The organism is Burkholderia cepacia complex sp. TUM26381 (assembly GCF_057439935.1).
Genome location: NZ_JBYATD010000004.1, coordinates 72,882 through 97,736 on the forward strand (window position 1 = coordinate 72,882; position 24,855 = coordinate 97,736).

Here is a 24,855-nt window from a genome sequence, read left to right on the forward strand (position 1 = left end):
TTCGCATTTAACCCGACACTCACCAGCGCCCTGGCGCACCTACATTTTGAGCAACATGATGAGTAAATTGTTTACGCCCTACGATCTCTCCGGGACGCAGCTCGCCAACCGCGTCGTCATGGCACCGATGACGCGTACGCGTACGCCCGATAACATTCCCAACGATCTCACCGCGCTCTACTACGCGCAGCGTGCTTCCGCCGGCTTGATCATCACCGAAGGTCTTCCGGTGTCCGAAGAGGGCCGCGGCTATCTGTATACGCCGGGTCTGTACACCGACGAGCAGACGGAAGGATGGCGGAAGGTCACCGACGCCGTGCACAAAAAGGGCGGCAAAATCTTTGCCCAGCTCTGGCACGTTGGTCGGCTGTCCCACGTTTCCATCCAGCCTGGCAATGCGGCTCCGGTGTCGTCGGGCGAAGTGCCGGCGACCACGACCATGGTCTACGCGTGGGTAGAACCCGGCAAGGAGGGCCCGGTTCTCCCGAGTGTGCCGCGTGCGCTGACCACGGACGAAGTGCAACGTGTCACTCAGGACTTCGTTGCATCCGCGCGTCGGGCGATGGACGCAGGCTTCGACGGCGTGGAAGTGATGGCGGCCAATGCCTTCCTGTTCGACCAGTTCCTGAGCAGCGCGCTGAACACCCGCACCGACCAATATGGTGGTTCCATCGCTAATCGTCAGCGCTTTTTGCTGGAGACGATCGACGCCCTGGCAGACACCATTGGCGGTGAAAAGGTGGGCGTGCGGGTCTCGCCGTTCGGGCGCATCTACGATATGGAGGCCTTCGAAGGGGAAGCGGATGCGTGGGCGAGCATGGCCTCGGCCTTGAACGAACGGAAGCTGGCGTTCGTGCACCTGAACTATCAGACGACCATTTCTGCAGCAGGTACTCCGGATGGCTTTGGTGCGGCCTTTCGCAAGGCCTACCAAGGCACGCTGATCGGCGCCGGCGGCTTCACGCAGGAGCTCGCCGAAGCCGAACTGGCGAAGGGAGAACTTGACCTGATCGCGTTCGGCACGGCCTTCATTTCCAATCCCGATTTGGTGGAGCGGATGAAGAACGGTTGGCCGCTCACGGAGCCCGATCGGTCGACCTTCTATGGCGTCATTGGTGCCAAGGGCTACACCGATTATCCGACTTTCGAGCAGGAAACCGCGTAATCGGACTGAAATGCCGACGCATCATTCCGGTCCCCGACATAAACGCGAGATGAGGTACGGCGGGCTCGGACTGCTTGCATGGGAAGTCTCCGATGTTGATTTCCACCGAATCTTGACCCACCGTTTTCATCTAAATCTGACCCACCCCGAGACAGCGTAGTACATCTATTCCGGTGTGGATAACTCCTCACTGCCTGCTGCTTTTGCTGCTCTTTTTCTGGTTGCCTTCGCCTTGGCAGAACTGGACTTGAAGCGCCAGGATTCATTGCCCGTTTCGACGATGTGGCAGTGATGGGTGACGCGGTCCAGCAGCGCCGTCGTCATCTTTGCGTCCCCGAACACGGTCGCCCACTCACCGAAGCTGAGGTTGGTGGTGATCGCGACACTCGTGTGTTCATACAGCTTCGAGAGCAAGTGGAACAGCAATGCGCCACCGGTCTGGCTGAACGGCAGGTAGCCCAGTTCGTCGAGGATCACCAGGTCGACGTACATTAGCTTATGGGCGATCTGGCCTTGTTTGCCGATGGACTTCTCCTGCTCCAGTGCGTTGGTCAGCTCGACGGTCGAGAAGTAGCGCACGCGCTTGCCATGGCGCTGCACGGCCTCAATTCCGATCGCTGAGGCGAGGTGCGTTTTGCCAGTGCCGGGGCCACCGATGAACACGACGTTGTGTGCGCTTGCGAGGAACGACAGGTCACTGAGTTCTCGAACCAGCGCTTCGTCGACGTGCGCCTGCGCGAAGTCGAAGCCCTTCAGGTCGCGGTGAGCTGGGAAGCGAGCGGCGGTCATCTGATAGGCGATCGAGCGCACCTGTCGCTCCGCCGTCTCAGCCATCAGCAACTGCTTCATGAAGCGCTCCGGGTCGAACTCCGTGTGACGCGACTGCGCCAGCAACTCTGGCCAGGTGCTCGCCATGCCATGCAGTTTGAGCCCCTTGAGCTGGGCGGCGATGTCGTTAGACATGACGGTCCTCCGGTGGGTTGGCACGCAGGGTTTCGTAGCGGCTCACGTCGGCGGCCGGCTCTTCGGTAAGCTGGAGTTTCGTCGTCGCGAGGTTGGTGCTCGTGGTGGGTGCCTTCAACCGGCTCAGCACGTTCAGAACGTGCTCCCCACTAGGGCGTCCCGAGTCCAGCGCTGCCTGCACAGCAAGCAGCACGGCATCGAGTCCGTGTTCGCGCACCGCGGCGAGCACCTGCGTCATGATGCGATCACCTCCCGGGTGCTTCAGTAGGTGCCGCTGCAACTGCTGCAGCGGCTGTGGCATCGTGACGAACGGAGCACCGTTGCGCAACGCGCCGGGTTTGCGTTCGACCAGCGTGATGTAATGGCGCCAGTCGTAGAAGGTCATGTGCCGCTCGAAGCTGCGTTCGTGGCGTGCGATCTCCTGGGCGTCGGCGACGACGCTGAGATATGCCGGATAGCAGCGCACGCTCACCAGCTGGTTCGTGTACTCGGTGGGCACGCTGTAGCGGTTGCGCTGGAAGTGGATGAGGCTGGTCGACGACACCCGCAGCGTCTGCTCGACATAGCCGTCGAACGGGCGTGGATTGGGCATCAGCCTGGTGCGCTCGTCCTGCAGCACGTCCTCGACCGTCAGCTCGGGCCACTGCGGGTGCCGCATCTGCCAGGCCTGACGACACTGGCCCGCGACCCATTCGTTCAGAAGCTCCAGCGTTTCCCAGCGTCGTAGCGCGGCCTCGTGCCAGATCTGGCGGCGCCGGTCCTGCACGTTCTTCTCAACGATGCCCTTCTCCCAGCCGGCGGCACGGTTGCAGAATTCCGGCTCGAACAGGTAATGGCCGCACATTGCCTCGAAGCGGGCGTTGACCGCGCGCTCCTTGCCGCGGCCGACCTTGTCCACGGCGGTCTTCATGTTGTCGTAGATGCCGCGGCGCGGAACGCCGCCAAACGCGGCGAATGCGCGGGCGTGCGCATCGAACAGCATCTCGTGACTCTGGGTCGGATAGGCGACCAGCCAGAACGCCCGGCTGGCATTGAGCTTGACGTGGGCGACCTCCAGGCGTCGCCGCAACCCGCCGATGAAGGCGTATTCGCAGCTCCAGTCAAACTGGAATGCTTCGCCGGGTTCGAAGGCCAACGGTACATAGGCCTTCCTGCGCGGGGCTTCAGCCTGCTCCTCGTGCCAGCGTCTCACGAAGGCGCTGACGCGGCCGTAGCTGCCGGCGTAGCCCTCGCCGCGGATGGCCTCGAACATGAACCGCGCCGTGCGCCGGTCACGCTTCGGGCGATGGCTGTCCGCCCGCAGCCAGCCCGTCAGCTGCGCGGCCCACTCGTCGACGACGCTCGGGCTGACGCGCTTCGGGTACTTCGGCTCAACGGCATCCGTTTGCCGAAGCCAGCTGCGCACCGTGTTCCGGGACAGGCCCGTGCGCCTAGCAATCTCGCGCAGCGGGACCTTCTCGCGGAAATACATCCGCCTGATCTTGGCCAATATGCCCACCGTGATCACCTCTGTATCCCCTGCTCAAAGATTGAGCAGGGCATTCAATCACGTGGGTCAAAATTCGATGAAAATTACTGCCTCAGGTGGGTCAGTTCTGCGTGGACATCAACACCCTTGCCTGCTTTCGGCCGTACCAACTCGACACCGACAAAATTGGTTCCCGGCAGCGGTACTGGCACTGCATCAAGCTGTTTCGCAACTGCAAGTAAATGGACCGACTCCCGCTCGGCGGCCACCAATGCTCGCGCAGCTCGGTTGCGCTGTTGCTTCGCGTCCGATTTTAGGCTTTTGAACGCCGCGCCCTTGTAGTCCTGTGGCTTTTGCAGCAACAACCAAATCTCGGCGGTCCGCTTCTCGGTGAAAGCAGGCGCGTCCTCAACCAGCTTACCCTTAATAAACAAGTGATATAGCCCGTCGCTGGGAGGCACTTCCTCAAGTAAGCGGTCCGATTCCCGTTTCGCATCCACTAACACTTTCCCTGCTTTTATGCGCAGTTCGCTTGCTTCCGCTCTCAATCCTTTGACCACCGCCCCCTTGTAGCCATCTGGCTGCTTTCGCTTCGTCAACCAACTTTCGGCGGCCTGCTTTTCCGTAAAAACAGGGGAATGAGAGACCCACTTGCCATGAAGAAAAACGCCATAAAGCTCGTGGTTTGATTGCCCTTTGTGTTCTTTATCCTTTGGCATATTCTCTCTTTCCTATGTTGAACTGTTCTGCCGTCACGGACTGCAACATCATGAGTAGCTGGTCGGCCATCCGATTGACTCCTTTCGCAGGCACGGGCGGTGATCTGGTCACAGTTCAAGGTCGGCAAGCACACCGACGGGCTTTCCTATTTGGACCGTTCGATCGAAAAGAGACGTTCGAGCGTCTCGTCCAGACTCCCGAGCCGCTTGAAGGCGCCTTTCGTGAGGACCCGCTGATTCGATCGTTCTGCTTTCATGCCCTGTGCATTACCACGTGTATGGCGGGCCAGCGTGCGACCGGTGAGGTCCGGCAGCGGCCGCCCCGGTTCGGCGCCGTACCACCGGTACTCCATGATCTCCAGATCTTCCGTGACGCCCAGCCAAACCACACACCCGCTCGGCGCGTGGGCCAAACGCTGGTTGATGGTCACCTGTCCTCGCGAGCCATCCACCAACGACACCTTGAACTGGACGTGGCGCATCACGCTACCGCAGCACATGACGAGGTCATAGCCGCTCGAATCGAACTCCGCACGCAGAATCTCGACGTCCAGGAAACCTAGCTGCCAGAGGCGCCGCATGGCCTCGCCGACGAAGATGTGCTCGACAATCCGCTCCCGCAAAACCGAGTATTCAGCATGCCTTGCCCGGGAATCGACCATTGCGTTCGATCCAGTTTCCACGCTCGCCCCGTTTCGTCTTCGACGATGTTATGTCGGCCCTGTTGCTTGCTGCGCCGCGTGGCGCTCGACGAGCGTCTGGTGATACCACTCGCCAAACGCCCCTGAGCGCGGGACATCGAGCGCCAGTTGATGCGCGTTCTCGCAAGCGCGTTCAAGCATCCAACGCGCGGTCTCTTCCAGATCGGCGGTGAATTCACCTCGCTCGTGGTCACTAAAGTGCTTGAGCGCATTCCGCACGCGATTCGCTTCGACAATTGCTGCTTTACGATCCACCGGCGCAACCTGGTTGAGCCGGCGATCGAGTGCGACCTGCCAGCCGCATCGGTTCACCTCTTTGCCTAACACCTCCTCGGCTGCAGCCGCGAGCGTGATCACTGCCGGAAAGGTGCGGTGCTCGAGAAACAGCATGAGCGCCGTATCGAGTTGTTCGAGCGCAAGTTCAATGCGATGGTAGGTTTGGGTTGGCACGCTTCACCCTCGTTCTAGACTAGGAATTGTTCGGCAAGGTCGCGTGACGCGCGATCACTTTCGCACCCGCGGCGGAAAACTCAGCCGGTTCGATCAGGTTCTGCTCCAGCGCTAGCAGCGGCGCCGCGTCAAAGTACGCGAGCTGGTCCTGCGCGTCAGGCGATTGCATGTAGCGATAGGCTTCGTCCTTCTGCTGCCGACCCGCAGAGTTGCGTGGCGACCCTTCAGCCCACGGCGAGCCCTTCGCGCTGCGCAGCTCCACAGAGACCAGGGACTGCAGCCACGTTTCCAGCTGCCACCATGGACTGTATAGCGCCGAGGCCTCGGCAGGCATCGAGCCCGCGTTCCAACCTGCCGACAACGCCTGTTGAACCTGTCCGGGCAATTTCTGCCAGTCCAGCTCATCCACTGGTGCCATGCGGATCCCCTAACGTTTAGCCTCTCGCCCGTTTGAGTTAGTTTAACCGTTCAAGTGAACGACATGTTCCAAAGTAGAATGATCCGGCTTCCGCGCGAACTCGCTACGGCAACCTGACGGACTTGCTACCGGGGAACAGAATGTTTAAACGAATTGCCGAAGGTTGGAAGGCTAGACAGCTCGCTAAAACTATTGCCGGGCATCCAGTGCTCGGTAAGGTGCTTCCACACTTGCGAGATGTGTTGAACGACAAATCGCAAGGTCTTGGGAAGCATTTTAGCGAAGCGGGAAAGGAACGCCTCGTGACGGAGTGCCTCGCAGATATAGACAGGCAGCTTTCACAACCGAATCCGGCCCTGGCCGTGAGAATGCGGCTGCTCGAGTTCATGATTCTGTCGGCGCAATTTGATGTTCTTATCATGCAGCCACCGACACCGTTCGTAGGCCTCTCCGGTGAATTGCGCCCTCACATTCCGACGCTTAAGGAGTTGGACAAGGGCCTACGTGAATTCTTTTACGGTCTAGACAGCCCAGTCACGTCGTCGGACGACATGTGGGACGCGGTACTGTTTCGATATTGGGTCATGAATCTCTATGTGAATGCCTACAACATTGCCAGAATCGTGCTGCAGGACTTCCACACCGACAAGACGAAGGACTGGTTACGCCCTTGTTATATCTCGTTGTGCATCTGGCAAGAAAGCAATTACAGGCAGTGTCTTGGACTACCTGCAGTGATCCCCGGCGATGATCCAGCGATACGTGCCATTGGCCATTCCGTCTGGATGAATCTAGCTCAGCAGGGGCATCAACACTTGCGACTTGAGTGGGAGAACGCGTGGGAAGACATGTTCAAAGAGCCGAGTCCTTACTCCGGCCTTGCCCTGTAGCGCCGGAGCGATCTGCATCATCAGGCCATTGCTGCATCCCGGAGAAAAAGTTGGACGTCTATGACCTGTATAAACCGTTCCGCAACCAGCTCAAGAGACTCGCGCTTCGGCCTTCACTCGAGCGCATCTGGGGGTATCAGCGCCTTGCGGACGTGTCGGGCAGTGCAAAGCTTTGGGTGCGCGGAGGAAAGTGGTTCGAGATCTACGTCTGGGAGCTTCACCTGCTATGCAGAGAAATCGTTCTGCAAGCCGAAGGCACCGAAGACGGCTTGTCCAGTGTCGACGGCCTGCTCGGCTTTGTGGATCACATTCGGCGCATCGACAATCAAATTACCGCGCACACCGTCAACTCGGAGCGCACTGCAATGGAAGCGCTTCATCCGCGGATTCATCAGCAGGCGCGCTGGCAGCAGACCGATTACGGGGCAGCCATTTTCCGCGCGCATCACATCTATGGTTCACCAGCGATCGCGCCGATCTTCGAACGGGCGATGGGCGCTCCGGTGCATGTTCTGTACACGTTGGCTTTGATCCTAGGGGGCGCCGCACATCGTTCACCTTACACCGGTCCGGCTCAGGATTACGGCGAGTTCGGTGTGCCCGCCCCGATGCGCGACGCCCTGCTTCGGCGAATCGCCGTCACTTTGGAACAAACTCGCGACGAGCTGCGCACCTTGGCAAGTTACGACGAGACGTGGGCCTATACTTGGAACGCGCTGGAAAAGTATCCGTTGATTCGTCTCGACGTCAATGGAACGCCGGGCCTGTGCTGCCCATTACCCGATCTTCTGCTACGCCGGGTCACGGAAGGACTGTTCTACGATCTGCTCAACACGGACAAACATTTCGGGGATCTGTATGGCAAAGCCTTTGAGCGGTACGTCGGGGTGGTGCTCAAGGAGATCTTCAATCCCAAGACGTTTGTCACTCATCCAGAGCAGGTCTACACAGTCAACAAGCAGCAAAAGCATGGTGTTGACTGGATCGTGAGTGACTCGACCGGCAACCTGTTCTTGGAGTGCAAGGCTCGACGGATGACTCGTGAAGCGAAGCAAATCACCGATGGTGACGCGCTCGAGGCCTCAATCGACGAACTGGCACGTGCAGTGGTCCAACACTACCGGAACATCGACGACGCCATCAATGGCCTCACCAATTGGTCGCCGAATGGGTTGCCAATCTATCCGATCGTGGTGACGTACGAGGACTGGTACCTCTTTGCGCAGCACGTCGTCGACCAGCTGATCGCAAGCGTGCGGCGGCGGCTCGCCAATGTCGGGTTGGCTCCGAACCTGGTCGAAACAATGCCCTTTTTCGTGACCTCGGTCGCAGAGTTCGAGAAGGCTGGACAGGCTGTCGCGCAGTTGGGCATCCGGCAGTTCTGTGACGCTTGCGCACTGAGCGCGCATCGTCATTTCCAACTAAGCGGCTTCGCGCCGATCGGATTTCCAGACACGGAAATCACGTATCGGCCGTTGCTGCAGGAAACATGGCAAAAAATCTTTGCTCATATCCCGCACGTTCTTGCCCAGCTACCCTGCAATGGACGTTGAGCGATGGCTCGCGAAGCCGTGTGCCGTGGTGAAGTCATATGACGATGGAAGATTACATGGGTACCAACATTCTCGGTACGTGGCCGACGACGGATTCTCTCACCCAGCTGGCGGCACGTTTGCTCACGGAGCTACGCAACGAGCCAGCGAATTTTGCGGTACCGCGAGCCGACGAACTGACCGATTGGCAGCCGGTGGTTGCTGAATGCCACGACAACGCGGACGCCTGGGTGTCCGCTCATCCCGGTGACGCGGTTCTTCGCGGATGGCTCTGCCAACGCCAGGATTCGCTTCCCGAGGGGCTCATGCACGTGTTTGTAGCGCACTCCGTCGTGCGCACGGCCGCCGGCCAGCTGATCGATGTCACACTCAGGAGCCTTGAGCCCGCTGCACGTTTCCTACAGCATCCCGACGATTTCGCCGGCTTCTTTGGATTGCTACTGAATCCGGTTGCCTCGCCGAAGGAATTTAAGGTACTCGAGGCGTGGCCCAACGTGGCCAGATAGGGCCGGTGAGTCGGGCGCCGCAAGATCCTTTTCAAGCCGCGGCACCGCCGTGCTCCGGCCACATCCCCCCAACGCTAATTCCGCTATTCATTCGGAGACTGAGGTGTGCGGTATCGGTAGTTGTTGTCGATCCACTGCTTTGCCCATTCGATCCCGCGTTCGTAGGCTTGGGCTCGATAAACGCGATTGCCAAGATCGGTGAAAATGAACCGCTCGTCACCACGTGAGACGATCACACCCGAGACGAAGAGCCGCTGATTCGCCAAAATGATCGGTGACGCCTCGATCGTCCAGCCCTCGTACTCCGCGAACCGATTCACCCGTTTCATCGCGACCTCCGGCTGCTGCTTCGCTCTCGTATCCTATCGCGCACACATGGCGCGCAATTCCGCTTTGATGCGTCGCGCTACCGGGCCGCGCCATCCTGTAGCGTTCGATAGAAATTGGCCAATCACGCCATAACCATTCTGGTCGAAGCCATAGGGTTCCGTGACCAGGCCCATCGTTGCCATCGCATCGAGGGCGGACGCGGCGCCTCCGTTGTTGATGGGGTGCCAGTCTTTTCTCACCTCGACTGCAATCTCCGCGAGTCTGCGCATCCCATCGTCCTCGATATTTCAGCCGTTTTCGGTCACTGCATAGTAAAGGTGCCACCACCATCCGGTGCGGGTTTGAATCGTCGTCGTACAGTTCAGTGCGTCAGGGCCCGAACTGTTGTCCCCGATCGCCGCAGTTATCTGTCGCATGTTCGGGCACATTCCGAGCCAAAGGGCGTACCGCGCGTTTTCGACCTGCACTAAAGCTCGACCCAATACGAGCGTCACAATCAGCAAAAGCACGATTACAAAGTTTCGCATCAAGCGCTCCTGCTCAGCGAGTCGTCATGTGGCGTTCTTCGGTGCATCTACGACACTTTTCAACACGTCCATCGTTTTACTCTGAAGGCGCTCCATATGCTTCGGCTCCGGGCGCCACATACCGATCGCATTGCGCGCGATGTCGAAGCCGATCTGAAAGATGACCGCCAACGCCTCATCCGAGGTCGGAAACGTTGCCGCGTTTTCATCCGTTGCCTGGACATCTTTCCGCTGCACGGCAACCAGTGAATCCGTACGCCCCGTCTCGATGAGCAACACACACCAGCCGCCGGTGATGCGTTGAAGCATGAAGTCCGAAATGAGGCCCCCCGCGCGCTGGGCGCTTGCGGCTTCGACAGAAATGGTACGAACTTTCATCATGTGATTCAACGTTCCTATTTTTCCTTAATGCACGCGTGAACCTGTTGGTTCAACTCGGCGATCTGTTCCACGGTACCGCATAGGGGTTACTGATCATCGCACTGGCGACGCGGCGTCAGACAGCCGTCCAGCACAGTACAATCACCCGTCGTCCTGGCACGGCGTCTCTAGTGTAGCGGTTGCTGGTCAGTCCACTTCGAGCAAGTCGACACATCCCAGAGGATCATCCCGCCCAACCAATGCCAATGCCATATTGGCTTTCGCGACGAGTTCGAGCGGTCGAAGACGTTGCACGTAATGACCGTGAGTAATCCTGTCCATCCCGGCACCGGCGAGCTTTGCCACGGTGCGAAGGCTGGCGGTAAGCGCAACGCTATCGAGTCGCCCACCGTGCAGTATCAAATTTCGCTGGCGGTAGAGCCGGTGGAAAGAGTCACCGATCATGTCTTTGATCGTCTGAAGTTCAAGACGAGGATCGGCAAGCAATTTTCGGATCCGTGCAACGGCGGCCTGGTCCGCGACGTTCGTCAGCACCGGGATACGATTCTCGAGAATCATGGCAGCCAGAATTCGGCAACGCTCTCGATTGACGTCCACACCCGCAAGCTCGGCAAATTCGGCCGGCATGATGCGCTCGACGCGATGCGACAATGCGGTTAGTTCCGCACGGGGGAACGAGCAAGTTACCAGTGTGGCCAAGTTGTCAGCTGCAGAAGAGCGGTCACTCGGATCCGCGAGTAAGCCCTCTATTGCGCCCCATCCGCCCGCAACCGCAGCCGGCGGCGAACTTCCCTCCAAGTGGGCCAGTAGCTCTAGTGCCGCATCCACGTCCTGGCTAACGTCTGTTGCAAATACCCGGTCCTCGCGAAACAGCTCTCTTACCGCAACGCCCCGGGCACTGGCAGTCATTGGGGCTGCGTCCGCGCTGCCACGGACCCACAGGTTGGGAAGGTATGCGAGCGGTTGGCCGGTCCCAAGAAGCGCCCGCGCTGAATAGCGCTCGGCTTCATTGCGAGCGGCCTCTGCAGCTCCAATCTCGTCGCGCGCACGCACGGTAATGATCATGGCCGCCGCCGCTCGAACCCCCGTGGTGTCGAATCCGTTTGCCGACAACCATCCCGTAATCGCAGCGCCGGTCAACCAAATGTCGGGGAGTCCGCGACGAACCCAAGGGGCAGTCCTGAACGCAAGCATCACCTCAAACTGCCGCGGAACGGCTGTCCGCACCTCGCCCTGCAGCTGTTCGCAAAACTCTGCCAGGGTCACGGCCTCAGGCGATTCCTGTGTGGAAGTGATCAAAGCGCGCAGATACTGGCCGGAAAATCCGCTGTCGAGCAGATGGGCGCCAACGTGCCGCGCGAAGTGCTCCGCGCGAAAATCGCCTCGTTGGACCGCTGCTGCCCACCGCGTGAGATAGTCGCGCGAGACGCGCTCGGAAAACTCACGGATCGCATAATGCGCAACGCCCTCAGCACGCGGCACCTGTTGCACCTGTTCGCGCAGGAAGGCTTTCTCTTCCCTGGTGAATGCAGGGTGCCCGCCAACCCGCCTTTGTAACGATGAAGCGATGCGCTTGACTGCGGGCTCGCTCAAATGTCCCTGCCGCATCACGGAACAGGATTCGAACAACTCCTCCATCGACAGCGTGGTGCCGATACCCCAGAGCGAGCGATACCAATGCTTGCGATCAGAGAAAAATTCAGCGAGCCGTGCCAAGGCGATTCGTTCGGGCTGGTTGACAAGATTGAACATTTCGACTAGTGTGTGCGTTCGGCCAGTAGCAGTGCTGGTCTACAGTCTAGTGGGGCGCGACCCGATTGGTGCCAACAGTTTCGACTGCCTAATCCGAAAGGCTCAAGCCCCCAGTTGTTCGAAGCCCCGCCTAGAGCGGGGCTTTTTTATGCGTGCCGACGCTCGCTACTGTCAGGCATCGCGGCTGGCTACCATCAAATTATACGGGCCGCCTCGACCTCATCGCCCCCCTTTACGTGACGCGGCCATATTCTCGTCACGTCCGCAAAGTCGGCCCGCACCCAGGAAGCGGACGTTTTCACACGCTGCCACGGGATTTTGGTCGACTGTGCCGCATGCAACGGCCGGACTCGCCCGCTCGCGCCGACGCGCTGGAAGAGCGGAAATACCCGCAGTGGTAGGGCGGACCCAGACGGGTTATCATGTCGACGAGCGCTAGGCAGGCGCTCGCAACCCGTCTTCGCAAAGCTGGTAACGGCACTGTCGCGGTGACCCCAATTCCATGGCCTTCTTTGGCCCTGGAACGCAGCGGTGGACGGGTAACGCTGCACACAGGGCCGGAGAACCGTCATGCCGAGCATCAATGCACGGCCGTCCACCCTGGACGGCATCAAGCGCCTCGCGAAAGCCATCAAGCGCGATCGCGGAATCCCCCATCATCTGGCTCTCGACGAAGCGTCCCGCGAAGCGGGGTGCCAGAATCTGCGTCATGCGCAGAACCGGATCGCGCATTCAACGACCCATGCGGCATACCTGAGTGCGTATTGGGCAAACGCCGATGGTGCCGGCCGTGAGACCCTCACGATCAGGCTGCCCAAGCCGCTGGTCGATGTCATCGCAAGTCATCAGCTGCGGACCGCGAAAAACCTTGGATGGTTTTTCCTCGAATCGGCGGATCACCTCGAGTTGAGGACGGACGTCAGCAAGCAGCAACTCGCTCGCGATGAACTGCTCGCTGCTGCGCGGACACTGCGCTTTATGGCTGCGACCGGTTTGCGCCCGGCTACAACGCTGCAGCAGAGACGCCCCATGCGCATGTTCGATGACCTGCCCGGGTTCGACCACCCTTCTCGGTGGATCGACAGCAAGACGGGCGCGTGGGTGTTTATCGATGAGCCTTATTCGCACATTAACTCCGAGGAGCGCCGAACCTGGGTCGCAGATCAGGGAATACACATGGCGACGCCGGAGTGGGAAGGTCTTCACAACCCGACGACGATTCCGCACGTTTTCTGTGCCAATCGGACGCTACTTGAGAGCTTGTCGACGCAACTCGCTCAGCTCGGTGGACGCGGAAAGGAACGTGAATGGGACGGAGAGTCGGCCGGCTACTGGTCCCAGTTCGACAGTCCGGGCAGGCAGGCTACGGGCAAGAATAGACGGCCACGGCCGATGCCCGCGCCGCGAGGCGTGGAACGTAACGGCGCGCTGCCGTACGGATCGAGCGTGGGCGGGATAGAGTCTCGGTGGCGGCCGGCAAGACGGATGCCTCTCGACATCCATCTGACTGTGGGGCCACTCGTGCACGCCCTTGACCACCATGGTTTCCCGGGCGGACCACGTAGGTCCATCGAGTTTGTCCGGACGACGCTGGATGACTGGATACAGCTGGAATATCCAGGTGACCAAATGTCGGACGAGCAATTTCGTGCGGCCTACTACGGTACTCACCAAGAACCGATCGTCGATCGGGGTAGGCAGATTGAGGCCGTTCGCCGCATTCGCGAACTGCTGAGTGAGGGCTACTCGGACTGCAGACCGAGGCGAGCGCTGCTCGATCGGCTCGCCGGCATTGAGGCCGCACTGATGAAAGCAGGGGCGCGCCAGCAAGACTAAGGGCTCAAGTGGGGCACCTCAACGGTGCCCCGCCCCGTCGAGACAGCAACACCGGCAAGCCCGTTACAACTTTCATTGCACGGGGCTGAGACTCTCGATTTTCACGGACCGCCCAGCGCCGACCACAGCGAGCTACCCGTACCGAGCAGCACCGCGAAGGCCGTCCATCGGGCGGCGATCTTGTTCAGCCTGCCCATCTCACGACTGGCCTCGACGAGCGCATTCCAGTTCGCCTCGGTTCGCTCGGTCTGACGAACGTCCGCCCAGAGTTGCTTTTGTTCGATTTCGAGTGGCTCGAACGCTAGCGGATCGTTGGGATCGTACGGCGCGACTGGCGGCGGCTTCAGGTCGACCTCGGCCGACGCGTACCAGTAATACGCGCTCCGCATGCCGGCAGCAAAGCCGGCGATTGCCAATGCGATCGTCCCGTAACTGATGCTCATGGAGCTCCTCGTTGCTGGCGCACAGCTGCGCCGGTTCACATTCACCAGCGCCAGCGCTCGCCTGCCACCTCTGCCCAAGCGTCGCTCTCCGACGCGCAGCGGTGCTGCTCGGCAGTCAGCGCGATCGCAACCAACAGGTCGTCTACGCGCCGATCGAAGCCGTCGTCGTTGTCGAACGGCACCTGTAGCACCGTCACCCCGTCGCGGGTCGGCGTGCGTGCCACGCCGGCCAGCACCTCGCGCTCGATGCGCTCGAGCACCCGCGCCCGGCCGCGGCCGCCGGCGCGCTTCGGTTCGATGCGCAGCGTCACATGCACGTCGACCAGCTGCGCCTCGCGGGTTGCGGACGCGCTACCGGTTGCCGCGGCCGGCGTCGACATTGCGGGGGCGGCCGCCGACGGATCCGCGCCGTCGAGCGCCGCATTGAAAAACGTCTCGACCGACTGGAACTGGCGCACCGCGTCCTCTTTGGTGTAGAGCGTGGTGGTGCCCAGGCTCGCATGGCCGAGCAGCTCCTGCATGTCGCGAATGTCGGCGCCGGCGTCCAGGCCGTGATTCGCGAAGGTGTGGCGCAGCCAGTGCGTGCTCGCGCGGCGCAGATCCGCGGCCGCGTTCGGGTAGGCGATCGCCAGTTGGTCGGCGGCCCGCGCAAAAATCCCCTTGAACAGCCAGCCGACCCCGTCCGGGTGCAACGCCTGGCCTGTCACGAGATGGGCGATCAGCGGGGTCTCCGCCGGCGCCGTCTCGAGCTCGAGGGGCAGCGGGCGGCTGCGCAGCTGCACGCGCAGCGCGTCGATCAGACGACGTGGCATCGGCACGGTGCGCGCACGGCGACCTTTGCCCATCACGCGCAGGCTCCACGCGTCGTCCAGGGCGCCGTCAAGCGCGGTGCGCGACAGTGCGCCGATCGTCGCCGCGGCGAGCTCGGCGCGACGCAGCCCGGTCGCGTAGGCGAACAGCAGCAGGAACGCATCGCGTGCATGCGTCGCCTGATTCGTCGCATGTTCGCCCGACCGGTCAAAGGCTGACACCGGGCGCAGTACGGTCTGGAGCACGTATTGCCACTGCGCGCGGGTGAGCGTGCGGCCGGTCGCGTCGATCGGCACCGACGGCGCGGCAGGCAGTCCGCCGAACGGATTCACGCGCAGGTACTGCTGGCCGACCAGCCACGCGCCCATCGCGTTGAGGATCCGCCGCGCGATGTCGCGGCTGCGTTCCGACAGCGGACCGACGAACGGCCGCCAGGCCGGATCGAATCGCTCGACGCGGCCGCGCCCGATCCAGCGCGCGGCGGGCTGCGGATCCCGCAGGAAACCGTCGAGGTACTCGGCGCAGTCCGGCGTGTTCAGCGACGACAGCGGCTTGCCTTTCACGACGATCGCCCACAACAGCAGCCGTTCGGCTTCGCGCCGGTACGCGCGGCGGGTCGCCTCGCTGCGCGCGCCGCGGATCGCGATCCACGCGTGCACCGCCTGCAGGTCGGTGTTCAGCTCCGCCTGGTGGGCGGGCACCGGCGCGCGGTTCAGCCCGGCCGAGCCGTCGAGTGCGGCCGGCACACGCAGCGCCTCGAGCGGCACCACGTCGCCGTCCTTCCCTGTTCCCGCGCCCGGCACCGGCTGCAGCACCGGGTGGCCGGCGGCCAGCTGCCGGCGCGGCGTGACCGCGAGCGGCGACAGGTAGCCCAGCGTGTCCGGGTGCTGCGCGATGAAGTCGGTGAGGCGCTGCGCGCCGACCTTGCCCAACCGCGGCACCGCGCGGTACCAGCGCTGGCGTCGCGCGCGCATCAGCGCGAGCAACTCGGCGAAGGTCGTGACGCCGGCGGCCGCGAGCCGCGCGACTACGCGCGCGTCGAACCAGCCGTCGAGCGCGTGCTCCAGCTGCGGCGCCTCGACGAGACTCGCCTCCATGCGCGCGAGTGCCGCGTCCTGCCGCTCGCGCAGGCGGCGATTGCGGGCGACCTTCCGATCGAGCGCGGGCGACGTCGCCGGCGGATAGGTCTCGACATAGAGCGCGACCAGCTCGCGCTCGCTGTAGAACGCGTCCGGATCCACCTCGGCGCGGAAGACCTCGAGCGTCGGCACTTCAACCGCCCCACCCTCGGCGCCCCCGGCGTGCGCGTCGCGCGGCAGGCTGCCGGGTTTCAGCCGCAACAGGTGCGCGGCGTCGATGTCGCGCGCGCGCCGCGCGGCGATCGTCAGCGTGTCGCGCAGTGTCGCCAGCGTGCGGCGCGTGACGCGCACGTCCGTGCCCGGCACGCCGTAGTGCGCGTGAAGCGTCGGCTCGTCGAGCCCCTCCAGATACGCGCGGTACAGCGCGAAGTGGGCGGGCGTCAAACGCAGCAGGGAACGGGTGGATGTCGTGCGCACGTCACTGGTCTCCGGCTGCTGCGATGTCACACCATGGGGTCATGCCATCCCCTCACGTCGCGCGACGCATCCCAGTCCGGCTCGATCTCGCCGAAGAGGATCGCATGGGCGGTCGGCAAAAATTCAATGTCGTGGAACACGATATGCCGGGATGTGCCAGCGTCGAGCGTGACCAGGATCGCGCACGGTATCTCGATATCGAGCACCATCGTTCGGTCGCCGACCGGGAGGGTCGCGTCGCCGGTGCCCGTGCCAGCGGAAAACGTGAACGTCATCACGACCTTCGTCAGCAGCGTGCCCTCGATCCGCACCACTACCTTGCCGTCGCGGTGATCGATCGCCTCGAAGTCGTCGAGCACACCGTTCGTCGTGCTCCAACGGATATCGTCGAGCTGCGCGAGATGGCTCCACGTGAGGTCGAATGCCGAAGAGTGAGCGTCCACAAGCAACGTGACCTGGGGCACGAAATTCCGGCCCGCCACAAGCAACGCCTCCGTGAGCGCCGGGGCCGTGCCGTCGACCACTGACTCGGCGAGCCGCCGTGCGGCAAACTGCGCACTTTCGTCCTGAAACGCACCCAAGGCGCCGCTCAGATTGGGCGTCCAAATCAACCGCGGATGCGCCGCGCAGAATCGCTGCCAGTCGGAATCGGTCGACACCACCAGCACGGCCGTTTCGTGCTCGTCGGCCCAGTGCTCGAGCGCCAGCAGCGCGGCAGCATCGGGGAACTCATGCTTTTTCTCGCCCGCCTCGGCGAAAGGCGCCTGTGCCGCGAAGTACCGGTCGAACAAGGTGCGCATGTTGACCCGAGCCGCGACGTCGAGTACCTCCGTGCCAGTACGCGCCAGCCATCCGGCCAGTCTCGTCTCCGCCGCACTCTCTGGCGCGACCAACTGTGGCTCGATGACTCGAAGCTGGTCGAGCGCGTCACGGGACAGCACCTGCGCCCGTGCGGCCATGCGCACAGCGCGCGCGAATCCCCTCCTCGCCTCGGTCGCATCGCGCGCCAGGTGCGCCAGCAGTTCGCGTCGCACCACGTCCGGCATCAGCACGCGGACACGGTCGCTGCGATGGAACTGCTCGACGCGCCGCAGCAAGCCGCCTTCGAGGTTGCGCTGTTGCGCGTCAACCACCGAGGTGTCGAGCGCAATCGCGCCGAGTTGGTTCGCGGCGATCAGCGAGACGATCCGGGGATCCATAGTGGGCTCCTGGCTATTCATGACGATCAGAATCGGGCGACTCCGCAGGTGGCAGAGAAACCAATTCATGCCCCTTCAGCAAACGTCCATCGGGGGAGACAAACGTGAACTGATCATGTTCGGCATAGACCTGGCGATCCGCGAACGCGATCGTTCGCGTGTTGACGGCAGCAACGAGATCGGCGGGTAGATCAACGATGCCGGAGCGGCCGTCGAAACAGCCGCGAAGGGCGAGAGTTTTCGACAGCGGACAGACCACTGAGGTATCGGCCGACCCGAAGCCGGGCGAAAAAAAGCCGCCCGCCATGTCCTCGTTGTCCCAGCAGAGCGTCGCCGGATTGTCGCTGGTCACGAAGCCTCCGGAATCCGCAGCGGCACGCAGCACCACCCAGGTCCGACGCTGCAGAAGATCGTAGACGGTTGGCAGCAATTCGAGCTCGGTCACCACGTGTCGAGTCGTCGTCACGTCGACGCGGTATTCACCTGCGTCGACAAACGCCTTCATTGCCTCGTAGCTGATATCGGAGGATTCCATGCCCCCCGCTTCGATCGTGCTCTGCTCTTGGGCCTCCCAGCGCTGTTTGGTCGCCACCATCTGTTTCATCATCGCGCGCGCGGACTGCTCGTAAAACTGACGCAGGTTCTCCCGTTGCCGCGGGCTTCGCACCGCGAACAACGCGATCAGCTCGAGCAGGACGTCAAGATCCGCTTCGCTGCCGACGGCGCGGCGGGCTTCGGTGCGAACCAGGGCCGGGCCGGCTTTCGATTCGAAGTCGGCATAAATGGCTTCGATCGCGTTCGGCTCATCGCCGTCGATGCGATTGAAGTCGCGTTCGGCCGCAATGTTCGACGGCGTCGTGTAGAAAAGCCGCCGTCGCCGGGCGTCAACGACATAGAGCCGCGAGTCCTTGCGCCGATCGTGCGTGAACCCCTTCAAGTAGCACTGCGGCACGTAGTGGTGTTTGCGGGCTTCGCCGCCGACGCTGTCGCTCAATGCGCACCGCCAGTGGGTACAGGTGTCGAACCCGTGTCCAGCTGCGCGAATCCGCGGCTCGCCAACTCTCGCAGCGTCAACTGCTCGACCTGGCCCGCCACGAATACAACCGGCAACGGCAGATCAAAGGCGTCGCGGACCTTAGCGATGAACGAGCAGTCCGTGTCGGGTTCCTGCAGGCTCGACACATTGATGCCGACGACCGCCCCGCCGGCGTCGAAAACCGGTCCACCGCTCGCCCCGCCGTGAATGTGAATGGACGTCTCGAAGCTCGGGAACGGCAACATGACGCGATCGCGCCCCTCGGGATAGTGCGTGACGATGTGGCCATCGTAGAAATGCGGATTCAGATCGAGCCGACCGCGCTCGCCTTCCTGCGTGAACACGGTGTCCGGATAAGCGTACGTGTACACGTATTCGTCGATCGCCGGGTCGCGCGCGCTCAACCGCAAAGCCGAGTTGGACAGAGCCACACCGGTCCGGTCATTGGTCATGTGGGTCAGCACGCACAGCGCAATGTCGGTGGTCGGGTGCAGCGCGGCGTGCACGACGGCACGCGGAAGGTACTCGCCGTTGGTCCCGAATTGGTAGGCCCAGAGACCGGGGTTCCCCTGGTCATCGGGCGCAAGGGCGCATTCGGCAACGTGCCGGGCCGTCACGAGGGTGCTCGGCGCGACGAAAAAACCCGTGCCGATCACTTCCATCGCGCCTGCCTCGCCGGTCTGTCGATACAGCGGCACCACGGCGCTCGACGGATCCGCGAGCCGCCCGTCCTGAAAGCGCGCCTGGAAAAGCTCCGGGGCCGCGACGCCGACCAGCGCGGCGGCCCGGTGCCGCGCGGTAGTCGCTTGGCCTGGCCCCTGCGCTTGTGCCCGCGCGCGGGCTTGCTCGACGCGTTGTGCATAGGTACCGCGTTGCCGTGCTTCGCCCATCGGCTGTACTCCGTTGGTGGTCGTTGGTCGGGGCCATCGCGGTGTGTGGGACGCCACGGAAACCGTAGCGGGCCACACGGCGCGCGTCCGGCGTCGCGGACGGGCGGGTTCGCGGCGTTCGCCCGCCCCGCCCCGCTCGGCCGCGCCGGTCAAGGGTCAGGAGAGAGTGTCGTGCAGAATCGGGAATCTGACAAGCAAAAGTGGCACACCTGATAAGAAAAGTTATCAGATGTGCCATTTCTTGGCTCGGCTCGACGGCCGAAACTCCGTGCTGTATAAAGATATATCTTCATACAGCACGGTTGGACCATGACGTTCTTCACGCCGGCCGATCACGACGACGCCGTGCAGGCCATGCTCGACCACCCCGACGTCGGCAGCCGCCACCTGCGCGGCCTGATGAGCGGCATCAAGCGTCGCGCGCGGGCGCGCACGGTGATCGCGTTCGTGCAGGCGATCGCCCCACCCCCGCCGGACGTGACCATCACCACCACGCGGCAGCTGATGCGCGTGCTGTTCGGCCACGCGGTGTCGGTCAACGACCTGCACCGCCACTTCGCCACGCCCGGCCGCCGCGCGAACGACCGGGCCGACCCCGAGGCGCTCTCCGCCTGGCTGACGGATCACCGGGAGCGGCTGGCGGCCGACGCCGAGGAGCAGATGGCCGCGCTCGAGCTCGCCTGGCAGCGGTTCAGGGCCGCGGCGGCAGATGCGGCCGGCGAGATCCGCACCGTCAGCCGGCGCGAATAGCGCGGCGTCAGGTAGCGGGTTACCGCCTATGCTGTATCGCGATATATCTCTCTACAGCACTGAATGGTTGATGAAAAAGGCGGCCGGGGTCGGGTTCTGGTACGGTGGCCGACCAATGACGACCTCAACCAGGTCGCATGCATATGTGAACTGTTCTCGGCCTCGGCGGTGCAACCCGAAGCGTTCTACGAGCCTGTGACCGTGATGCTCGGGTTCGAATGGGTGCTGCGGTCAAGCTACCGATTCGAGCGCCCGCAAATCTTGACAGCGCTCACGGCGCTGCTTGAAACGCGGGAACTGAGCTTTGAGGAGAAAGGCGCGCTCGAACGTGCACTGCACCTGTATCGCGAACACGGCGGAGATTTCGCTGACTGCCTGCACTTCGGTCAGGCCGGCGCCGCGAGCCGGGTGCCGTTGCTTACGTTCGACCAGCGGGCGACACGCTGCCCCGGCGCCCAAAACCTCGATCCGCGGCTCAAGTAGCTACACAATGTCCCGGCGGAGAGGTGCTGTGGGTCAACTATGGCTGAGCTGGATTGTCACCACCGCGTCAAGAATGTTGACGTTCTCCAAGCCCTCGCAGCCCCCTCGCCATGAACGCCGAAGCAGCCCCAACCGAGACCCTCCATCTTCTAGATTGCAATGTCGTCTCGCTTATCAAAAAAGCGAACAGCGGCGAAGAGCACTTTGACAAGAGGAGCTTGGCTGCGCTCGAGAACCTTCGCGCGATCGACTTACCGCAACATGCTTTCGTGCCCGCTACTTTCCATCATGGAAGGAGAGGGCCGACGGGATGGCGAAGACCGACGGTTAGGCTTTGTCGACGAACAGGACGCGCTAGCGAAGGAAACTTTCGCGGTCGCCTGGTTCTCCAAGGATGCACCAGTCGACTCGGAATACCTTCGCCGGTTTCGCGCGAGCTTCGTCTTTCGCACATGCGTGAAAGGAAGCCATTGGGATGAAAGGGTTGCTTTCTACAGTGAAGCCATTTCGCTTGTTGAGGATAGGGTCGCCAAAACCAGATGTAGAGCGATCGACCAAGGTTCAATTCCGCACGCTAGATGAAGGTCTTGAGGAAGTACTTGGGTGCATGAAGTTCGCCGACTGTCGGATTGCTCTGACTGGTCAACTGCGTATGAAGATTCGCTATCTGCCAGGATTGTTCCTGAGCTTGCCGTGTCTGATGTCGTAGCTATGTTGGCGCGCCTGACGGGTGAGGCCGGCATTCTCGGGCTCACCTGCGCGCGAACGAGAGAAGCAGGCAGCCATAGCCAAGCCATGGAGGTTGAGGTCCGATCGCGTGTCCCTATTAGGGACACGCGCTATCTCGCAGTTTCGTTACATCTATCCAAGCACCCTCGGCCCGTGAGTGTCCCTAATAGAGACACCGCATTAAGGTTTCCCTTCGCGACAGCGATGCTTACGACTGTCGCCTGTCCGTGTCCCTAGTAGGGACACGGACAGGCGAACAAAAAAGCCCGCGCACGGCGGGCTTGATGTGCTATCAGGAACGAATCACTCGTTCGGCGCGAACAGTTGCGCGATCAGGGCCCGGATTTGCTCTTCTTTCTCCGCAGTGAGCATCCCCGCTTTAATCTTGACCGTGAATCCGCCCGCGTCCTTGGTAATCGAACCCGCCTGGTTTTTCCCAGCAAAAATCTTTTCGATATTTCGATCGCTCATGGCCCCGGCCTTGCCGTCGCTCTCGATCGCGTGCTTGATCGTCTTCGCAAGCTTGGTTTGATCGAGGTCGCCGGCAACTACCTGCGACCACAACTCTTGGGTAATTTCGAATGCCCGGTCTTCGCGGTTGCGCAGCACGGAAACGACTTGCTCCGCCGCATTGGCGCCGAGCAGTCGCGGTTGGATATCCAAGTCCTTGACGACGAATCCGGGCAAATCAGCGAAGGCCAAATAGCGGTAGAGCTCCGATCGCGAGATGCCGAGTGCCTCAGCCATGCGCTTGCGGTTCGGAAACTCTTTCTCCGTTTCGCGGATCGAGCGGGAAACCTCGTAGTCCGTAAGGCCGTCGCGCACCACGTTCTCGACCAAGGCCAGCATCGCCATGTCTTCGTCGGAGAGGTCGACAATCACAACTTTGATCGTGTCCTTCCCGATCATCTTGTGCGCACGCCAGCGACGCTCGCCGGCGACAATCTGGTAGCCGGATGCCGCTCGACGTACAACGATCGGCTGGACTAGCCCAGCTTCTCGAATCGATTCTGCGAGTTCAGTTAGTTTCGCTTCGTTGAATACGCGTCGCGGTTGCCACGGGTTCGGAACAATTTCCGCGATCGGCAACTCGGACGAACCGCTGCCTTTCTCGAGCTCCAGTACGCGCTTCTGCACGGTAGCGAGAGCAGCGGCCATACCCGGTGCCGTGCGCGGTGACGCCGGCTTATCCGGTTGCTGCTCGAGCGGGATGTCTTTCGCGGGGCGTAGGTCCGCGGTCTTGCTCATCATGCGTTCACGCAAGCTGCTCATGCTTCAGCCCTCCATTGCGTCACGTATTGGTCGTCGATCCACTTGCAGTAATCCATCAATGGTTGCTTCACTCGTGCCAAGGTTTTCGTAACGCCGTCAGAGCGCGACAAATCAAAGACTGTCGAGAACGCGAGTGCACCATTGCTCATCACGGAACTCGCTGGAATTTCCGTCGTTGCGAGCCAATCGCCGTACGCGCGCTGTGCCCATGACCGAACTACCGGCGCCGATGACGTGGTGCCGTAATCGACTTTCGAAAGCAGCACCGAGATGAAATCGTAGGTCTTGTCGACCTCGTGCTCGACGAAACCGGCCGCAACCTCGGAGAACAGCGACCAGAAGGATACGGACGAAATGAAGTCAAGGCTCTCAGGAACCAGCGGCATCACCATCGCGTCCGCTGCCATCAGACCGTTGAGTGTCATGTACGACAGCGACGGCGCGGTGTCGAGGATGATGTAGTCGTAATGCGCGCGCAGCGGTTCAATCCCCCGACGCAACACCGACCAAAATTCGTATTCGGGATTTTCCTTCTGCGCCGTCGGCAAATGGAACTCGGCGTCATGCAGATAGTTGTGGGACGGGATCACGTCGAGGCCGTCCCAATACGTGGTCTGGACCTTCGCGCCCAAGCCGCCTTCGATCGCCGGATCGTAAATGAACGGGAGCACCGTGTCCTCCCATGTCACGTCCTTCTCGGCATAGAGGCCACAGAGCTCCGATAAGGACGCTTGCGGATCCAGATCGATAACCAGGACGCGTCGGCCACGCAGGCTCAAGCCTTGCGCGATGCACATCGTGGTTGTCGTCTTACACGACCCCCCTTTGAAGTTGGCCGTGATCAACACGCGGCCGCGGTGGTGGCCTTGGCCAGTAACGAGCGCCGTCTGGTGGACGTTCGATACCTGCTGCACCCAGGTGCGCGCCTCCGCAAGCGTGAAAATTCGAGACCGCCCCGTGCCGTGGGCTTCACCCGGCGGCAAACTGCCGCCTTCCTTTGTTGCTAGGTAATTAATCTTCTGACGATCGATGCCGCACATGTCGGTCAATTCACCGATTGTGAAGACCGGCGCAGTCTTACGCGGTCGCGGGGCTAAGATTTGATCGCGAAGCTCGTCGGTCATGACGGACAGTCGCTTGGCGAACTCCCCGAGTTGGGAGAGTTTCACGTGCCGCTCGACGGCCGGCAACTCGCTCATTTTCATTGGACGGTTCCTCTTAAATTCGACGGTGAGGTGATTTTTCCACGCTTGCCGTACATTTATACGGTTTTAATTATTCCAGCGACGAACCGTAGAATACCCGCCTCACCCCGGAATAGCTACTTCAATCGTGTGAGGATCCGCATTTCGACGTTTACGTACCACATATACAGGTGGATCAAGGCTTTAGCACGGGCGGGCATGTACATCACGCCAACGATCCTCATTAAAGGTGAGGTGAAATGTGTTCAGATTCAGGACTCAACCGCTCAGCGAGCCGCCGATTCTTCACAAATTGCCTCACCTTGCTCAACCCTGAAGCGAGAATGGCGAGGCGCCTTCAGGCAACTCCCACATTTCACCTCACCATGGAAGGAGTGTGATAAAGGGCTAGAAGCCTAAGGTCCCGGGCCAACAGCAGTACTCCATTAAATACGGAACTCCTCCTGGGCAAAGCGCGTCGAGTATTCGCGACGAGGCTTTCTTACAAACGTGGGTGGTTCGTTTTTTAAAAGATAAACCCACAAACCACAAACAGGCCGAGCACAGTCTTTTAAAATCATGCGCTTACGGGAGAAAGGTGAGGGATTTTGTGTCGAAGGCGCTGTGGATTGAGCGGCAAGGTGAGCGATTGTCCCCGGAGAGGTGAGGAAAAATGGCATCGAAGGTGAGGTCTTTTGGCTGAGAGGTGAAGTGAATGGGCCGAAAGGTGAGGTGATCTGTGTGCATCACGGGCGCAAGGTGAGGTGGGTTGTGTTGACAGTTCACCTTGAGGTCGGTACCTTACGGATCGATATGACAAATCCATAACGGGAGCGGAGGTCGC

At 61.5% G+C, this 24,855-nt stretch carries 24 protein-coding genes; 7 read left to right on the plus strand and 17 right to left on the minus strand.

What is annotated here, in order from left to right; genetic code table 11:
- Positions 1-58: 58 nt before the first annotated feature.
- The gene (locus ACWMMN_RS37780; protein ID WP_486424499.1) at positions 59-1,165 is read left to right on the plus strand and encodes an alkene reductase; all 1,107 of its coding nucleotides are present in this window, start codon (positions 59-61) and stop codon (positions 1,163-1,165) included.
- A 165-nt stretch (positions 1,166-1,330) separates the two neighbouring features.
- On the opposite strand, the gene istB is transcribed toward ACWMMN_RS37780, so the two are convergent.
- The 6 genes from istB to ACWMMN_RS37810 all read right to left on the minus strand — a co-directional run bounded on the left by istB (position 1,331) and on the right by ACWMMN_RS37810 (position 5,884).
- Complete coding sequence (istB, locus tag ACWMMN_RS37785; RefSeq protein WP_175223704.1) at positions 1,331-2,128, minus strand: IS21-like element helper ATPase IstB; 798 nt, start codon at positions 2,126-2,128, stop codon at positions 1,331-1,333.
- Complete coding sequence (gene istA, locus ACWMMN_RS37790) at positions 2,121-3,599, minus strand: IS21 family transposase (protein WP_233621336.1); 1,479 nt, start codon at positions 3,597-3,599, stop codon at positions 2,121-2,123. Before istA ends, istB begins: the two co-directional genes overlap by 8 nt.
- 101 nt (positions 3,600-3,700) lie before the next feature.
- Positions 3,701-4,315 carry a hypothetical protein gene (locus ACWMMN_RS37795; protein ID WP_486424500.1) on the minus strand — a complete coding sequence of 205 codons (615 nt, stop codon included), beginning with the start codon at positions 4,313-4,315 and terminating at the stop codon, positions 3,701-3,703.
- A gap of 146 nt (positions 4,316-4,461) precedes the next feature.
- Positions 4,462-4,977, minus strand: a complete 516-nt coding sequence (locus tag ACWMMN_RS37800; RefSeq protein ID WP_486424501.1) for a hypothetical protein — start codon at positions 4,975-4,977, stop codon at positions 4,462-4,464.
- A 48-nt stretch (positions 4,978-5,025) separates the two neighbouring features.
- Positions 5,026-5,466, minus strand: a complete 441-nt coding sequence (locus ACWMMN_RS37805) for a hypothetical protein (RefSeq protein WP_486424502.1) — start codon at positions 5,464-5,466, stop codon at positions 5,026-5,028.
- Between the two features lie 19 nt (positions 5,467-5,485).
- On the minus strand, positions 5,486-5,884 hold the full coding sequence (locus ACWMMN_RS37810; RefSeq protein ID WP_486424503.1) for a hypothetical protein: 399 nt from the start codon (positions 5,882-5,884) through the stop codon (positions 5,486-5,488).
- A 140-nt stretch (positions 5,885-6,024) separates the two neighbouring features.
- Between ACWMMN_RS37810 and ACWMMN_RS37815 the strand changes: the two genes are divergently transcribed.
- Genes ACWMMN_RS37815 through ACWMMN_RS37825 form a run of 3 tightly spaced genes read left to right on the plus strand, consistent with a single transcriptional unit; the run spans position 6,025 to position 8,833 of the window.
- A complete protein-coding gene (locus tag ACWMMN_RS37815) occupies positions 6,025-6,774 on the plus strand; it encodes a hypothetical protein (protein ID WP_486424504.1) in 750 nt (249 codons plus the stop codon).
- A 50-nt stretch (positions 6,775-6,824) separates the two neighbouring features.
- Entirely contained in the window at positions 6,825-8,327 is a 1,503-nt protein-coding gene (locus ACWMMN_RS37820) for a hypothetical protein (protein WP_486424505.1), read from the plus strand.
- Between the two features lie 38 nt (positions 8,328-8,365).
- Positions 8,366-8,833: a hypothetical protein gene (locus ACWMMN_RS37825; protein ID WP_486424506.1), complete on the plus strand. Its 468-nt coding sequence runs from the start codon at positions 8,366-8,368 to the stop codon at positions 8,831-8,833.
- Positions 8,834-8,916: 83 nt separating this feature from the next.
- Here ACWMMN_RS37825 and ACWMMN_RS37830 read toward each other — a convergent pair whose 3' ends face one another.
- The 4 genes from ACWMMN_RS37830 to ACWMMN_RS37845 all read right to left on the minus strand — a co-directional run bounded on the left by ACWMMN_RS37830 (position 8,917) and on the right by ACWMMN_RS37845 (position 11,823).
- Positions 8,917-9,162 (minus strand): hypothetical protein, encoded by a 246-nt coding sequence (locus tag ACWMMN_RS37830; protein ID WP_486424507.1) that lies wholly within the window; start codon positions 9,160-9,162, stop codon positions 8,917-8,919.
- Positions 9,163-9,195: 33 nt separating this feature from the next.
- Positions 9,196-9,432, minus strand: a complete 237-nt coding sequence (locus tag ACWMMN_RS37835) for a hypothetical protein (protein WP_486424508.1) — start codon at positions 9,430-9,432, stop codon at positions 9,196-9,198.
- A gap of 282 nt (positions 9,433-9,714) precedes the next feature.
- Positions 9,715-10,071 (minus strand): hypothetical protein, encoded by a 357-nt coding sequence (locus ACWMMN_RS37840; RefSeq protein ID WP_486424509.1) that lies wholly within the window; start codon positions 10,069-10,071, stop codon positions 9,715-9,717.
- Positions 10,072-10,257: 186 nt separating this feature from the next.
- Positions 10,258-11,823 carry an integrase gene (locus tag ACWMMN_RS37845; protein ID WP_486424510.1) on the minus strand — a complete coding sequence of 522 codons (1,566 nt, stop codon included), beginning with the start codon at positions 11,821-11,823 and terminating at the stop codon, positions 10,258-10,260.
- 570 nt (positions 11,824-12,393) lie between these two features.
- Between ACWMMN_RS37845 and ACWMMN_RS37850 the strand changes: the two genes are divergently transcribed.
- Positions 12,394-13,659, plus strand: coding sequence for a DUF5623 domain-containing protein (locus ACWMMN_RS37850; protein WP_486424511.1), 1,266 nt, complete (start codon positions 12,394-12,396; stop codon positions 13,657-13,659).
- 101 nt (positions 13,660-13,760) lie between these two features.
- Here ACWMMN_RS37850 and ACWMMN_RS37855 read toward each other — a convergent pair whose 3' ends face one another.
- Genes ACWMMN_RS37855 through ACWMMN_RS37875 form a run of 5 tightly spaced genes read right to left on the minus strand, consistent with a single transcriptional unit; the run spans position 13,761 to position 19,593 of the window.
- Positions 13,761-14,102: a hypothetical protein gene (locus ACWMMN_RS37855; protein WP_486424512.1), complete on the minus strand. Its 342-nt coding sequence runs from the start codon at positions 14,100-14,102 to the stop codon at positions 13,761-13,763.
- Positions 14,103-14,143: 41 nt separating this feature from the next.
- Complete coding sequence (locus tag ACWMMN_RS37860; protein ID WP_486424513.1) at positions 14,144-16,468, minus strand: phage integrase family protein; 2,325 nt, start codon at positions 16,466-16,468, stop codon at positions 14,144-14,146.
- A 26-nt stretch (positions 16,469-16,494) separates the two neighbouring features.
- Entirely contained in the window at positions 16,495-17,667 is a 1,173-nt protein-coding gene (locus ACWMMN_RS37865) for a PIN domain-containing protein (RefSeq protein WP_486424514.1), read from the minus strand.
- Positions 17,668-17,680: 13 nt separating this feature from the next.
- A complete protein-coding gene (locus tag ACWMMN_RS37870) occupies positions 17,681-18,661 on the minus strand; it encodes a DUF4238 domain-containing protein (protein WP_486424515.1) in 981 nt (326 codons plus the stop codon).
- Positions 18,658-19,593 carry a S1 family peptidase gene (locus ACWMMN_RS37875; protein WP_486424516.1) on the minus strand — a complete coding sequence of 312 codons (936 nt, stop codon included), beginning with the start codon at positions 19,591-19,593 and terminating at the stop codon, positions 18,658-18,660. The genes ACWMMN_RS37870 and ACWMMN_RS37875 overlap by 4 nt, the downstream gene beginning before the upstream one ends.
- A gap of 309 nt (positions 19,594-19,902) precedes the next feature.
- Here ACWMMN_RS37875 and ACWMMN_RS37880 point away from each other — a divergent pair, with 309 nt between their 5' ends.
- A complete protein-coding gene (locus ACWMMN_RS37880) occupies positions 19,903-20,343 on the plus strand; it encodes a hypothetical protein (RefSeq protein ID WP_486424517.1) in 441 nt (146 codons plus the stop codon).
- 63 nt (positions 20,344-20,406) lie between these two features.
- Positions 20,407-20,826, plus strand: coding sequence for a type II toxin-antitoxin system VapC family toxin (locus tag ACWMMN_RS37885; protein WP_354006976.1), 420 nt, complete (start codon positions 20,407-20,409; stop codon positions 20,824-20,826).
- A gap of 1,032 nt (positions 20,827-21,858) precedes the next feature.
- Here the strand turns inward: ACWMMN_RS37885 and ACWMMN_RS37890 are convergent.
- Together ACWMMN_RS37890 and ACWMMN_RS37895 are read right to left on the minus strand one after the other, a co-directional pair.
- Complete coding sequence (locus tag ACWMMN_RS37890) at positions 21,859-22,827, minus strand: ParB/RepB/Spo0J family partition protein (RefSeq protein ID WP_486424518.1); 969 nt, start codon at positions 22,825-22,827, stop codon at positions 21,859-21,861.
- Complete coding sequence (locus ACWMMN_RS37895; RefSeq protein ID WP_060280506.1) at positions 22,824-24,032, minus strand: ParA family protein; 1,209 nt, start codon at positions 24,030-24,032, stop codon at positions 22,824-22,826. The genes ACWMMN_RS37890 and ACWMMN_RS37895 overlap by 4 nt, the downstream gene beginning before the upstream one ends.
- Positions 24,033-24,855 lie beyond the last annotated feature (823 nt).